This window comes from Streptomyces zhaozhouensis (assembly GCF_900230195.1).
GTDB lineage: Bacteria > Actinomycetota > Actinomycetes > Streptomycetales > Streptomycetaceae > Streptomyces > Streptomyces zhaozhouensis.
In genome coordinates this window covers 116836-130795 of sequence record NZ_OCNE01000012.1, presented here as the reverse complement: position 1 = coordinate 130795, position 13960 = coordinate 116836, and the positions used below count along the sequence as shown (strand labels likewise).

Here is a 13960-nt window from a genome sequence, read left to right as displayed (position 1 = left end):
TCGCTCAGCTCTGCTCGGCCCACCACTCGCGGAGCGCCGCCTCGGCGGCCTCACGCCCCAGCGGGCCCTTCTCCAGCCGCAGCTCCAGAAGAAAGCGGTAGGCCCGGCCGACCTGGGGCCCCGGCGGAAGGCCAAGGATCTCCATGACGTCATTGCCGTTGAGATCGGGGCGAATGGCGTCAAGTTCCTCCTGTTCCTTGAGCCGCTCGATCCGTTCCTCCAGGCCGTCGTAGGCCCGGGAGAGCGCCTGGGCCTTCTTCTTGTTCCGCGTGGTGCAGTCAGAACGCGTGAGCTTGTGCAGCCGGTCCAACAGCGGCCCCGCGTCGCGCACATAGCGACGCACGGCCGAGTCGGTCCACTCCCCGGTCCCGTAGCCGTGGAACCTCAGATGCAGCTCGACGAGTCGTGAGACGTCCTTGACCAGTTCGTTGGGGTACTTGAGCCGAGTCATCCGCTGCTTGGTGAGCTTGGCCCCGACGATCTCGTGGTGGTGGAACGAGACCCGTCCGTCGCCCTCGAACCGGCGCGTCTTGGGCTTACCGATGTCGTGGAGCAGCGCCGCCAACCGCAGCACCAGGTCGGGCCCGTCCTCCTCCAGGTCGATGGCCTGCTCCAGCACGGTCAGGCTGTGCTCGTACACGTCCTTGTGCCGGTGGTGCTCGTCGCGCTCCAGCCGCAGCGCGGGAATCTCGGGCAGCACCCGCTCCGCCAGCCCGGTCTCCACCAGCAAGGTGATCCCCCGGCGAGGGTCGGGGCTGAGCAGCAGCTTGTTCAGCTCGTCGCGCACCCGCTCGGCGGAGACGATGTCGATCCGCTCGGCCATGTCCTTCATCGCCTGCCGCACGGGCGCGGTCACGGAGAAGCCCAACTGGGCGGCGAACCTGGCCGCCCGCATCATCCGCAGCGGATCGTCGGAGAACGACTCCTCCGGCGTGCCCGGTGTGCGCAGCATCCGCTGGGCGAGGTCGTTCAACCCGTTGTGCGGGTCGACGAACTCCTTCTGCGGAAGCGCCACCCCCATCGCATTGACGGTGAAGTCACGGCGCCGCAGATCCTCTTCGAGCGAGTCGCCGTAGACGACCTCCGGCTTGCGGGAGTCCCGGTCGTACGCCTCCGAGCGATAGGTGGTGATCTCCAACTGGTAGTCGCGGCGCTCGGCGCCGTCGTCTCCCTCGGGGGCGCGTTTGCGGCAGCCCACCGTGCCGAACGCGATCCCCACGTCCCAGACGGCGTCGGCCCAGGGGCGCACCAGCCGCAGCACCTCCTGAGGGCGCGCGTCCGTGGTGAAGTCGAGGTCGTTGCCCAGTCGTCCGAGAAGCGCGTCGCGTACCGAACCCCCCACCAGAACCAGCGTGTACCCGGCCTCCGCGAAGCGGGTGGCGAGATCGTCGGCGATGGGGGAGACCCGCAGCAGCTCTCCCACGGCCCGCCGTTGCGCCTGGCTCAGCTCGGGTGCGGCATGGCGGACGTTGCTGTCTTTCCTGTCGTTCGGCACAACAGCACAGGGTACGTGCCCCGGCTCACCGCCCACCGTGACCGGGGGGCGGTCGGGCACCGCACTCCCTGGCGATCGCACGTCTCGATCATCGTTACCATGAAGGCGCGTTGAGGGCTGGGGGACGGACCCCGGGGCAGCCGGGGACGAGAAGGAACGGGGCTGACGCGTGCCAGAGATGGCGGAGACACCATCGTCCCGCTCCGGTGCCAGCCGGCACGGAGGGCTCTTGGGGCGTCGCGGGCGCAGGCTTTTCGGACTGTTCGCGGCGCTGTTGGCCACCGCCGTGTCGACCGGGCTGCCGGCGGCGCACGCGGCCCCGACCGAGATCGGCACCGGTTCGCTGACCGCCACGGTCTCCCTCACCGAGGTCACGCCGGAGGCCCCCGACGCGGACGACACCCTCACCCTCCGGGGAACGGTCACCAACGAGGGCGGCACCGACATCCTCGACAGCTCCGTCGCGGCCCGCCAGGGCGTCGCGCTGGAGGGCAGGGGCGCCATCGACGAGGCGATGGCCCGCACGGAGTTCCACACCGAGGCCGACGGGCCCATAGTGATCGGCCACGGCCAGGACATCGGCACGGTCCGGCCGGGCATGTCCGCCACCTTCTCCCTGGAGGTGCCGGTCTCCGCGCTCTCCCTCGGCCCCGACGGGGTCTACCAGGTCGGCGTCGCGCTCACCGGGCAGACCGAGGACCGCCAGTGGGACCAGATCCTCGGCATCGGCCGCACCCTGCTCCCCTGGGGCGACTCCCCCGGCGACGGCACCAGGCTCACCGTCCTGTGGCCGTTGATCTCCCGGACCCATCTCACCGCGCAGACCGGCGCCAACGAGGAGCAGACCCCGACGTTCCGGGACGGCTCGCTGCTGGAGGAGATCTCCCCCGGCGGCCGGCTCCACCGGCTGGTGGAGCTCGGGGCCGACCTCCCGGTGACCTGGGTGATCGACCCGGACCTTCTCGCCTCGGTGGACGCGATGGTGGAGGAGTACCAGGTCTACGAGGGCGACGAACTGGTCGCCGGCAACGGACAGCGGGAGGCCAGGGAGTGGCTCGGCGCCCTCCAGGAGGCGGTCCGCGACGACGAGGTGGTGGCCCTCCCCTTCGGCGACCCCGACCTCGCCTCCCTCGCCCACCAGGGGCGTGAGGTCCAGGGCGCGCTGCGGCAACTGGCCACGGCGACCGAGACCGCGGCCCTCACCGTCGACTCGGTGCTGAAGGTCGAGCCGACGACCGACTTCGCGTGGCCCGTCGAGGGCGCCATCGACCCCTCGATCGTCTCCGTCGCCACCTCGGCCGGCGCCCACCACGTGATCGCCCGGAGCGACAGCCTCCGCGACGGAGGTCTCGCCCACACTCCCTCCGCCGCCCGCCCGATCGGTGACGGCAACACGGCGGTCGTCGCCGACGCCGTGCTCTCCGGCCTCTTCACCGAGGACATGAGCGGCACCAGCAACGCCACCCTGTCCCGCCAGCAGTTGCTCGCCCAGACCTACGCCATCGCCGGCGAGGAGCGCGCCGGCGAGCGGAACCTGCTGCTCGCCCCCCAGCGGATGCCGACCGGCGACCAGGCGCAGGCGATGGCGGACGCCATCCGGGCCGCCCAGGAGCAGGCCGACTGGGTCTCGTTCGAGAACCTGAGCGCGACCGCCTCCGCCCAGCCGGACCCGGCCGCCAACCAGAGGGTGCCGAGCTCGGACGAGTACCCCTCCCGGCTGCGCCAGCAGGAGCTGCCCACCAGCGCCTTCCAGACCATGCGCGAGACGCAGCGGACGCTGGAGGACTTCACGGTCATCCTCACCGCGCCCGACCGCGTCGAGCCGCCGTTCGGCAACGCCATCCGCCGCGAGATGTCCACCTCGTGGCGCGGTCACGAGTCGGACGCCGCCGCCTACCGCTTCACCGTGCAGAACGGCCTGGAGGACCTCACCGGCCGGGTCCGCATCATCCAGAAGTCGCCGATCACCCTCTCGGGACGCAGCGCGACCATCCCCGTGACGGTCGAGAACAACCTGGTCCAGGACGTCAAGGGGCTGGAGCTGCGACTGACCTCCAGCCGCAGGCTCGGTCTGGAGGTCAGCGAGACCCAGCAGATCGCCGTCGGCGGCGGGCACAGCCAGACGGTGAAGTTCTCCACCACCGCGCGGGCCAACGGTCGCACCTTCCTGGAGGCCCGGCTCTTCAGCACCGAGGACGAGAAGGCGTACGGGGAGCCGATGCGCTTCCAGGCCGACGTCACCTCGATCACCTCCGCCGTGCTGATGGTGATCGCCGGCGGTCTGCTGCTGGTCGTACTCGCCGGGATCAGGATGTACACGCAGCGCAAGCGAGCCGCCCGCGAGGGCGCCACCTCCGAGGACGACGCCCCGGCGGGTGAGAGCTCCGCCGACACCAGCAGCGTCAACACCGGTACCCCGCCCAGGGGTGAGACTCTGGACTCCGACGAGTGAGCCGGAGTCCGGACCGTGAACCTAAGGTGGGGTAGCGATGCAAGCGCCGTATGACCGTGAACGCGGCCAGGCGCCGGACGGCGGCGACCGGTCCGGTTGGTCGGAGCAAGGCCCCGAGCAGGGCGGCCAGCACTACGGGGAGCCCCCGCACCACGGCTACGACCAGCACGCCGGCTACTCCCCCTACGCCCAGCAGCCCGGGGCGCACCACGGTCAGCAGCAGCACGGCGCCTACGACCCCTATCTCGCGGACAGCTACGGGCACGACCCGTACGCCGACCGCGACCCGCTGGCGCAGGACCCGGTGGGCGAGGCGCTCTACGACCGCACCGCCCACCCCCCGCACCAGAACGTGCAGCAGTACCAGAACCCCCAGCAGTACCAGGGACCCCCGCACCACCAGGGACAGCACGGCGGCTATCCACAGCAGCAGCCCGCACAGCAGCAGTACCAGGACCCCCGCTGGACGTCCGGGTACCCGCAGGAGCCACCCGCCGGGTCCTACGGCCAGCAGCCCCCACCGTCCCCGACGCCGTACGACGCCGGCCACTACGGCGGGAACGCCGCCGGTTATCCGCCCCACGGCGGACAGCAGCAGGCCCCCGCGCAACCCGACGACGCGTTCGCCTATCTCTTCCGCGACCAGCAGCACCCGGGCGCCGCGCCCGCCCCGGCGCCCTATCCGCAGCACTCACAGCAACCGCAGCAGACGCACTACGCACACCATCCCCAGCACCCCCAGCAGCGGCACCCCCAGCACGAGCAGTACGCGCCCCAGGAGTCGGCCCCGCCGCCCTCGCCCCCGGCGCCCGCCGCCGCTCCGGCCCCCGCGGCCGACCCGACCCCGACGCCCGCCGAGTCCTCGGGCGGAGGCGGCGGCAAGGCCGGCGGCATCCTGAGATCCAGCGCCATAATGGCCGCCGGCACCCTGGTCTCGCGGATCACCGGGTTCGTGCGACAGCTGGTGATCGTCGCGGCGCTCGGCGCCGCCGTGCTCGGTGACACCTACACCGTCGCCTGGGCGCTGCCCTCGATGATCTACTTCCTGATCATCGGTGGCGGCCTCAACTCCGTCTTCGTCCCCCAGCTGGTGCGGGCGATGAAGGACGACGAGGACGGTGGCGACGCCTACGCCAACCGGCTGCTGACCCTGGTCATGGTCGCGCTGGCCGCGCTGGTCGTCGGCGGGATGCTCGCCGCGCCGCTGCTGGTCCGGATGCAGACCGCCAAGTTCGCCAGCGACCCGGCGGCCAACGAGCTGACCATCACCTTCGCGCGCTACTTCCTGCCCACCATCTTCTTCACCGGCGTCTACACGGTGCTGGGGCAGATCCTCAACGCCCGCGAGCGCTTCGGCGCGATGATGTGGACCCCGGTCCTCAACAACATCGTCGTCATCTTCACCTTCGGGATGTTCCTCTGGGTCTACGGCAACCAGGGCAGCTCGGGGATGGACGTCACCACCATCACCCCCGAGGGGGTGCGGCTGCTCGGCATCGGCACCCTGCTGGGGCTGATCGTCCAGGCCGGCGCCATGCTGCCCTATCTGCGGGCCGCCGGCTTCCGCATCCGTCCGCGCTTCGACTGGCGCGGCCACGGGCTCGGCAAGGCCGCCCGGCTCGCCAAGTGGACCGTCGCGTTCGTCCTCGCCAACCAGGCCGCGCTGATCGTCGTCACCCAGTTCGCCACCTGGGCCGGTGACAACGCCGACCGCGCCGGCTTCCCCGGCACCGGCTTCACCGCCTACAACAGCACGCTGCTGATCTGGCAGATGCCCCAGGCCATCATCACCGTTTCCGTGATGGCGGCGCTGCTGCCCCGGCTCTCCCGCTCCGCGGCCGACAACGACACGGCGGCTGTCCGCGACGACCTCTCGCACGGCCTGCGCACCTCGGCGGTCGCCATCGTGCCGATCGCCTTCCTCTTCCTGGCGCTTGGCCTGCCGGTCTGCACGCTGCTCTTCAACTCCGCCGGCGCCGAGACCGCCCGGTCCTTCGGCTACATCCTGATGGCCTTCGGCATCGGCCTGATCCCCTACTCGGCGCAGTACGTCGTGCTTCGCGCGTTCTACGCCTACGAGGACACCAAGACGCCGTTCTACAACACGGTGGTGGTCTCGCTGGCCTGGATCGTCCTCTCCACCGTGAGCTTCCTGCTGCTGCCCGACCGCTGGGTGGTCGCCGGCATCGCCTTCAGCTACGGCGTCGCCTACGCCCTCGGCGTGGTGGTCGCCTGGCGGCGGCTGCGCCGCAGGATGCGTGTGGACCTCGACGGCGCCCGGGTGGTGCGCACCTACATCCGGCTCTGTGGGGCCTGCCTCCCGGCCGCCCTCATCGGTGGCGGGGTCGGGCTGTTCCTGCTGGACGCCCTCGGGCAGGGCACGCTGGGCTCGCTGGCGGCGCTCAGCGCCGGCGGACTGCTGATGCTGGTCGTCTTCTACCTGGCGGCGCGTCGGATGCGTATCCAGGAGATGACGGTTCTGGTCGGCATGGTGCGCAGCAGACTGGGGCGCTGAGCTGGGCGCCCGCACGAGCGCCGTGGTGCGGGACATCCCGGGGCCACCCCCCGTACAACCTCCCGGCACCCTCACATGTCGTGCGGGGTGACGGAGTAACGGCACAATGAACCTGGCAGAAGTCCACGACCGATAGCCCGAAACGGGGAGGCGGAAGCGACGGTGGCGGAACGGAGCACGGCAACGAGCCCTCCGGCGGACCCGGCGAGCGCCGCGGAGGCGCCCGACGCACAGCGATCCCGGGGCGAGGCCACAGACGCGGCTGAGCAGGAGCGCCCCACGCCCGCCCCCGAGCCGGCCGAGCTGCACAGCGGGCACCGCCTCGCCGGCCGCTACCGGTTGGAGGAGTGCATCACCCGACTGGACGGCTTCAGCAGTTGGCGCGCGGTCGACGAGAAGCTGCGCCGCGCCGTGGGCGTCCACGTGCTGCCGGCCGACCACGAGCGGGCGCCCAAGGTGCTGGCGGCCGCCCGCGCGACGGCGCTGCTGCGCGACCCGCGCTTCGTCCAGGTGCTCGACGCGGTGGAGGAGAAGGGCCTCGTCCACGTCATCCATGAGTGGCTGCCCGACTCGGTGCCGCTGCATACTCTGCTGAACTCCGGCCCGCTGGACCCTCACGAGGCGCAGGCACTGGCCGGCCAGGTCGCCGAGGCCATGGCGGCCGCCCACCGGGAGGACCTCGTCCACCTCCGGCTCAACCCGGCCACCGTGCTGCGCACCGGGCCCTGCCAGTTCCGCATCCGCGGGCTCGCCGTCGACGCGGCGCTGCGCGGGATCGAGTCCGATGACCCGCAGCGCGCGGACACCGAGGCGATCGGGGCGCTGCTCTACGCGGCGCTCACCCAGCGGTGGCCCTACCCCGAGGGCGTCTACGGGCTCAGCGGTGTCGGCGGGCTGGGGCGGGGCGCGAGCGAGCCGTTGCTCACCCCGGACCAGGTGCGCGCGCGGGTGCACCGAGGGCTCTCCGAGGTGGCCATGCGTGCCCTGACCAACGACGGCGCCACGGCCGTGAGCGAGAAGCCGGCGCTCACCACCCCGGAGGAGCTGAGCGCGGCGATCGCCGCGCTCCCCAGGATCAGGCCGCCGGAGCCGACCCCTTCCGCTCTGCCGCAGTTCCATCAGCCGACCACCTACCAGCGGGGCAGCATGGGCGGGGGCCAGCCGCCGTCCGCCGCCCGTCCCGCCGTCCCCGCCCCGACCGGACCCGTGCCGCCGCCGCTGGGGGGACGCTGGGGCACCGCGCTGAAGATCGCGGTCTCCGCGCTGCTGATCGCCGCGCTCGGCCTGGGCAGCTGGCAGCTCGCGGACGCCCTGCTCAAGGGGGACAACAACTCGCAGGAGCCCGCGCCGCCCCCCGAGCCCGACGGCGGGGAGAACGCGGACGAGCCGCCGGCCGAGCCGTTGGCCGTCAGCGAGGTCATCGAGTTCGACCCGGAGGGGTCGGGGCAGAACCCGGAGTCCGCGCCGCTGGCCGTCGACGACGACCCCACGAGCTTCTGGCACACCAAGAACTACTACGGTCCGGGCTTCGGCAATCTCAAGCCAGGCCTCGGCCTCATCCTGGACCTGGGCGAGGAGCAGGAGATCCGGTCCCTTACTGTGGAGACTCTCGGCGACACCAGCGTCGAGTTCCGTGTCGCCCCGGGCGGGGCCACCACGCCGCCTGGCGACGCGGCGGGCTTCGACACGGTGGACAGCGCGACCGGCAGCTCACTCACGTTGGAGGGCGACGAGCCGGTGGAGACACGATTCGTGCTCGTCTGGCTCACCGAACTGCCGCAGGGCAGCGACGGCAACTACCGTGGCCGCATCACCGATATCCGCGTCAATCCGTAGCAGGTGCGGGAAGCGACGCACCGACGGGGCAGTGCCCAGGGGGAGAGGGGAGGTCCCGTCGTGAGCAGCCAGGCTCCCAGCGAACCGGCGGTCTCCACCGACAAGGAGCTGCTGGCGCGGCATGTGGACGGAGATCCGGAAGCCTTCACCGAGCTGGTGCGGCGGCACCAGGACCGTCTCTGGCGGGTCGCGATGCGCACCCTGGGGGACCGCGAGGAGGCAGCGGACGCCCTCCAGGACGCCCTTGTCTCCGCCTACCGCTCGGCGCACACCTTTCGTGGCCAGTCCGCCGTCACCACGTGGCTGCACCGCATCACCGTGAACGCCTGCCTGGACCGGGTGCGCCGGGCCCAGAGCCGACGCACCGCCCCCATGCCGGAGCCGGAGCGGCTGGAGGACCTCCTGGAGCCCCACGAGTCCGCCGAGGCCCCCGCCGAACGGCAGGATCTGCGGCGCCAGTTGAACTCGGCTCTCTCCGCGCTGCCGCTGGAGCAGCGCGCCGCCCTGGTCCTCGTCGACATGCAGGGTTACCCGGTGGCGGAGGCCGCCCGCATCCTGGAGACGCCGGTGGGCACGATCAAGAGCCGTTGCGCACGAGGCCGGGCCAGGCTTCTTCCTCTGCTGCGCCATCTCCACCCGAAGGCAGCCCCCGATGACGGCGGTCCAAGGAACCGGACCCTAGGGTCATCCGTCCCATCTCCCAGAGGCAAGGAAAAACCCGGCACCGCCGACAGGGAGGTGGGCACCCATGAGTGAGAGGCACCCCGAGCCCGCCGAGTGGGCGGCATGGGACGAGGATCTGCTGTCGCCGTCCGAGGCGGCCGTTCTCCGCGAGCATCTGGAGCGCTGCGCGCCCTGCACGGCGACCCACGACGAGCTGGCCACGCTCCGACAGACGCTGCACGACGAAACCGACCCCGGGCCGATTCCGGACGAGGTCGTCGTCCGCATCGATGCCGCGCTCGCGGCCGAGGCGGCTCGCCCCGGCGAGCGGTCGGTCGCTGTTTCACGTGAAACAGCGCGGAGGAGTCGACGGTTCTCCCGCCACTCCTTCGCACTCGCTGCGGCGGGCGCCGCCCTGGCCGTCGGTATCGGCGGCGTTCTGCTGGGGACGCTGGGCACCGGCGAGGGAGGAAGCTCCGACTCGGCCGCCGAAGCCGGCCCCGGACGCGACTCCTCGCCGCTCTCCTCCGACCTTCCGGTGGAGGCCTTGGAGGGCCAGGTGCGGGAGCTGCTGGCGGAGTCCGCGCAGCCGGAGTCCACCGAGCAGCAGGAGCCCCCCGCAGAGGAGCCGCTCCCCGAGCCCGAGCCTCCGAGCGCGCCGCCGGCCCCCACGGGTGCGGCGACCGACGAGCCGACCGAGGGAGCGCCCGAGGACCCCGGGGAGGACGACTTCCACACCCTCAGCGAGTTCCCGAGCTGTGTGGACGAGGCGATCGGACGCCCCGAGCGGCCGTTGGCCGTCAACGAGGAGGACTACAACGGCACCGACGCCTATCTCGTGGTCTTCCCGCACGTCGAGGACCCGGCGCTGGTGACCGCCTACGTGGTGGACGCCGCGTGTGCCTCCGCCGAGGAGCCGGTCTCGGGGGAGATCCTCCTGGAGGAGAGCTACCCCCGCGAGTAGCGGGACGCACGCGGTCACGTCCCGGCTCGGGCGACGGGGGTGAAGGGGGAGAACACCTGCGGACGAAGGCCCCCGCGAGGGCCGGTGCGCTGGGAATGTCTGGGACCCTGGGAACCGTTAAGCGACTGAGGGCCCAGCCAGGGTCCCGGGTGAGAGACCACCAGACAAGGAAGATTCCCGTGAGCGACGTCCGCAACGTGATCATCATCGGCTCCGGACCTGCGGGCTACACCGCCGCGCTCTACACCGCACGCGCCTCGCTCAACCCGCTGGTCTTCGAGGGCTCGGTCACCGCGGGCGGCGCACTCATGAACACGACCGAGGTCGAGAACTTCCCTGGCTTCCAGGAAGGGATCATGGGTCCCGACCTGATGGACAACATGCGCGCCCAGTCCGAGCGCTTCGGGGCCGAGCTGATCCCCGACGACATCGTCTCCGTCGATCTCAGCGGGGAGATCAAGAGCGTCACCGACTCGGCGGGCACCGTCCACCAGGCCAGGGCGATCATCGTGGCCACCGGCTCGCAGCACCGCAAGCTCGGGCTGCCCTCCGAGGACGAGCTGTCCGGCCGTGGCGTCTCCTACTGCGCCACCTGCGACGGCTTCTTCTTCCGCGAGCAGGACATCGCGGTGGTGGGCGGCGGCGACACGGCGATGGAGGAGGCCACCTTCCTGAGCCGCTTCGCGCGGAAGGTCACCATCATCCACCGCCGGGACACTCTCCGCGCCTCCAAGGCCATGCAGGAGCGGGCCTTCGCTGACCCGAAGATCGAGTTCCTCTGGGACAGCGAGGTCGCGGAGATCCAGGGCACGGACGGCAAGCTCTCCGGGCTCGTGGTGCGGAACACCAGCACCGACGAGAAGTCCGAGGTCGCGGTCAGCGGGCTCTTCGTGGCGATCGGCCACGACCCCCGTGTCGAACTCTTCAAGGGCGTCCTGGAGTTGGACGAAGAGGGCTACATCACGGTGGACGCGCCGAGCACTCGCACCAATGTCCCCGGTGTCTTCGCCGCGGGTGATGTAGTGGACCACACCTACCGCCAGGCGATCACGGCTGCCGGCACCGGCTGCTCGGCGGCGCTGGACGCCGAGCGCTATCTCGCGGCGCTGGCTGACGCCGCCTCCCTGACGTCGGAAGCTCAGGTCTGAGCGTCCCGCACCCAAGTCCACCGAGCAGGTTTTCCCAACAAAGGAGATGCACCATGGCTGGCGCCACCGTCACCGCCACCACCGCCGACTTCGATGAGAAGGTCCTCCAGAGCGACAAGCCCGTGCTGGTCGACTTCTGGGCCCAGTGGTGCGGCCCCTGCCTTCAGGTCGCTCCGGCCCTGGAGGCCATCGCCGCCGAGAACGCAGAAAAGCTGACCGTCGTGAAGGTCAACATCGACGAGAACCCGGAGATCGCCGCGCGGTACGGCATCCTCTCCATCCCGACCATGAACGTCTACCAGGGCGGGGACATCGTCAAGACCATCGTCGGCGCCAAGCCGAAGGCCGCCCTTGAGCGGGACCTCAACGAGTTCATCGGCTGAGCCCCCTGAGAGAACAGTCGAAGGGGCCGTCGCGTTTCACGTGAAACGCGACGGCCCCTTCGACGTGCCTGACGTCCAAACGGTCAGCTTCCCGCGGAGGAACCGCCCTGCCGCTCGTCCGACTGCTGCTCGGGCTGCTCGGGCGCGGGAGACGAGGACGAGTCCATCACCGGCCCCTCGCCCGGGGCCAGCTGTCCCAGGATGCGCTCCAGATCCTCTATCGAGGCGAACTCGACGACGATCTTGCCCTTCTTCTGCCCCAGGTCCACCTTCACTCGGGTCTCGAAGCGGTCCGAGAGCCGGTGCGCCAGCGTGTCCAGCGCGGGCGCGATGCGCTTACCGGCCCGCGGGCCGCGCGCACGCGTGCTCTTCTTGCTGTCGCTCTGCAGGGTGACGATCTCCTCGACCGCCCGCACGGAGAGCCCCTCGGCCACGATCCTCAGCGCCAGCTTGTTCTGCTCCTCCGCGTCCTCCACGGAGAGCAGAGCCCGAGCATGGCCCGCCGAGAGCACCCCGGCGGCCACCCGCCGCTGCACCGCGGGCGAGAGCCGCAGCAGCCGCAGGGTGTTGGAGACCTGAGGACGCGAGCGCCCGATGCGGTCGGCCAGCTCGTCATGGGTGCACTTGAAGTCCCGCAGCAACTGGTCGTAGGCGGCGGCCTCTTCAAGCGGATTGAGCTGGGCCCGATGCAGGTTCTCCAGGAGCGCGTCCAGCAGCATCTTGTCGTCTTCGGTCGCCCGGACGATCGCGGGGATCGCCTCCAGGCCGGCCTCACGACAGGCGCGCCAGCGGCGCTCCCCCATGATCAGCTCGTAGCGGTCCGCGGAGAGCCGACGCACCACCACCGGCTGGAGAAGACCCACCTCCTTGATGGAGGTGACCAGCTCGGAGAGCGCGTCCTCGTCGAAGACCTCACGCGGCTGGCGCGGGTTGGGCGTGATGGCGTCCAGCGGCAGCTCGGCGAAGTGCGCGCCCGAGACCTCCTGAGGCTGCTCCGCCCCGGCGTCAGCCGGCTCCGGGGAGGTCCCCTCGGCCACAGGCCGGCGCTCCCGCTCGGCCGCGGGACCGGTCGGCACCGCGATACCGCGCTCGGCGGTCAGCAGGGGGACAGCGCTGGGTGAGACGGCGCTGCCCTTGTCCGTCTCGGTGTCCTCGGAACTCTGGGGCGCTGCCGGGATCAGCGCGCCCAGTCCTCGGCCCAGTCCTCTACGTCGATCGCTCACTGAGTCCCCTCCGGGCTGTGCTGCTCCTGCTGCGGGATCGCGCCACGCAACGCGATCTCCCGGGCCGCCTCCAGATAGGAGAGCGAGCCGCTTGATCCCGGGTCATAGGTGAGGACCGTCTGGCCATAGCTGGGGGCCTCGGAGATCCGGACCGAACGCGGGATGTTGGTGCGCAGCACCTCGCTGCCGAAGTGGGTGCGCACCTCCTCCGCCACCTGGGAGGCGAGCCGGGTCCGGCCGTCGTACATGGTCAGCAGAATGGTCGACACATGCAGCCGCGGGTTCAGATGACCACGGACCAGCTCCACGTTGCGCAGCAACTGGCCGAGGCCCTCCAGGGCGTAGTACTCGCACTGGATCGGAATGACCACCTCGGCGCCGGCGACCAGGGCATTGACCGTGAGCAGCCCCAGCGAGGGCGGGCAGTCGATCAGCACATAGTCCAGCGGCTGCTCGTAGGCACTGATGGCCCGTTGCAGCCTGCTCTCCCTGGCGACCACCGAGACCAACTCGATCTCGGCGCCGGCGAGGTCGATCGTGGCGGGCGCACAGAACAGCCCCTCCACGTCGCGAACCGGCTGCACTACGTCCGAGAGCGGCTTGCTCTCCACCAACACGTCGTAGATCGACGGCACTTCGGCGTGGTGGTCGATGCCCAGCGCGGTGGAGGCGTTCCCCTGCGGGTCGAGGTCGATCACCAGGACGCGGGCGCCATGGAGGGCGAGGGAGGCCGCGAGGTTGACCGTCGTGGTGGTCTTCCCCACGCCGCCCTTCTGGTTGGCGACCACCATGATGCGGGTCTCGGCCGGCCGGGGAAGGGCGCCGCCGGAGAGATGCATGGCAGCGATGGCCTGCTGCGCGGCCCGAGCGACCGGGGCGCCGTCGGCCTGCGGCGGGGCGGCCGTCCCAATGTCAACGGCACCGCCGGGGGCATCCGCCGGCTCGGACCGGGGGCCGGGGACCGGATCGGCCGTCGGCCCAGCAGTGTTGGCGTCGGACCGCAATGGTTCACTCTCCTCGACATGCACAGCCTCTGTGGAGTCAAAGCCTGCCATGTCCTGGGGGTTGTGAACCAGCGAGGACCGCTTACCTGTGGATGAGGGGCCCCCTGTGGATACGGGCGACCCACTTTGGAGTGAAGTGCGGGGGCGACGGGCGCGCGGCTCGGCGGTCGCGCGCCCACGGCTGATGATTCCCTGGAGCAGCGAGCGGCGTTTCACGTGAAACACGATGCCCAGGCGCACCGCCCGGACTTGGCAGGACACTCCGCCCCCGGCGGAT

Annotated in this window: 10 protein-coding genes; 7 read left to right on the top strand and 3 right to left on the bottom strand. The window is 71.1% G+C overall.

The window, feature by feature from the left end; genetic code table 11:
• Positions 1 to 4 precede the first annotated feature (4 nt).
• Positions 5 to 1495: a CCA tRNA nucleotidyltransferase gene (locus CRP51_RS17780; protein WP_097232225.1), complete on the bottom strand. Its 1491-nt coding sequence runs from the start codon at positions 1493 to 1495 to the stop codon at positions 5 to 7.
• Positions 1496 to 1724: 229 nt separating this feature from the next.
• On the opposite strand from CRP51_RS17780, the gene CRP51_RS17775 reads away from it, so the two are divergent.
• The 7 genes from CRP51_RS17775 to trxA all read left to right on the top strand — a co-directional run bounded on the left by CRP51_RS17775 (position 1725) and on the right by trxA (position 11456).
• Positions 1725 to 3947, top strand: coding sequence for a DUF6049 family protein (locus CRP51_RS17775; protein WP_097232224.1), 2223 nt, complete (start codon positions 1725 to 1727; stop codon positions 3945 to 3947).
• A gap of 37 nt (positions 3948 to 3984) precedes the next feature.
• On the top strand, positions 3985 to 6462 hold the full coding sequence (gene murJ / locus CRP51_RS17770; RefSeq protein WP_097232223.1) for a murein biosynthesis integral membrane protein MurJ: 2478 nt from the start codon (positions 3985 to 3987) through the stop codon (positions 6460 to 6462).
• Positions 6463 to 6624: 162 nt separating this feature from the next.
• Complete coding sequence (locus CRP51_RS17765; RefSeq protein ID WP_342749064.1) at positions 6625 to 8298, top strand: protein kinase family protein; 1674 nt, start codon at positions 6625 to 6627, stop codon at positions 8296 to 8298.
• Between the two features lie 60 nt (positions 8299 to 8358).
• Positions 8359 to 9054: an RNA polymerase sigma factor SigM gene (sigM, locus tag CRP51_RS17760; RefSeq protein WP_097232221.1), complete on the top strand. Its 696-nt coding sequence runs from the start codon at positions 8359 to 8361 to the stop codon at positions 9052 to 9054.
• Positions 9047 to 9925: an RsmA family anti-sigma factor gene (locus CRP51_RS17755; RefSeq protein ID WP_097232220.1), complete on the top strand. Its 879-nt coding sequence runs from the start codon at positions 9047 to 9049 to the stop codon at positions 9923 to 9925. Before sigM ends, CRP51_RS17755 begins: the two co-directional genes overlap by 8 nt.
• 179 nt (positions 9926 to 10104) lie before the next feature.
• Entirely contained in the window at positions 10105 to 11073 is a 969-nt protein-coding gene (trxB, locus tag CRP51_RS17750; protein WP_097232219.1) for a thioredoxin-disulfide reductase, read from the top strand.
• Positions 11074 to 11126: 53 nt separating this feature from the next.
• A complete protein-coding gene (trxA, locus tag CRP51_RS17745; RefSeq protein ID WP_097232218.1) occupies positions 11127 to 11456 on the top strand; it encodes a thioredoxin in 330 nt (109 codons plus the stop codon).
• A gap of 83 nt (positions 11457 to 11539) precedes the next feature.
• On the opposite strand, the gene CRP51_RS17740 is transcribed toward trxA, so the two are convergent.
• Both CRP51_RS17740 and CRP51_RS17735 read right to left on the bottom strand, forming a co-directional pair.
• Entirely contained in the window at positions 11540 to 12679 is a 1140-nt protein-coding gene (locus tag CRP51_RS17740; protein WP_097232217.1) for a ParB/RepB/Spo0J family partition protein, read from the bottom strand.
• Positions 12676 to 13734: a ParA family protein gene (locus CRP51_RS17735; RefSeq protein WP_097232216.1), complete on the bottom strand. Its 1059-nt coding sequence runs from the start codon at positions 13732 to 13734 to the stop codon at positions 12676 to 12678. The genes CRP51_RS17740 and CRP51_RS17735 overlap by 4 nt, the downstream gene beginning before the upstream one ends.
• Positions 13735 to 13960 lie beyond the last annotated feature (226 nt).

What these genes read in the sequence shown, in the direction of transcription:
- murJ (WP_097232223.1), top strand. Translation starts at nt 3,985, where the DNA reads ATGCAAGCGCCGTATGACCGTGAACGCGGCCAGGCGCCGGACGGCGGC.
- CRP51_RS17735 (WP_097232216.1), bottom strand. Translation starts at nt 13,734, where the DNA reads ATGGCAGGCTTTGACTCCACAGAGGCTGTGCATGTCGAGGAGAGTGAA.
- CRP51_RS17755 (WP_097232220.1), top strand. Translation starts at nt 9,047, where the DNA reads ATGAGTGAGAGGCACCCCGAGCCCGCCGAGTGGGCGGCATGGGACGAG.
- trxA (WP_097232218.1), top strand. Translation starts at nt 11,127, where the DNA reads ATGGCTGGCGCCACCGTCACCGCCACCACCGCCGACTTCGATGAGAAG.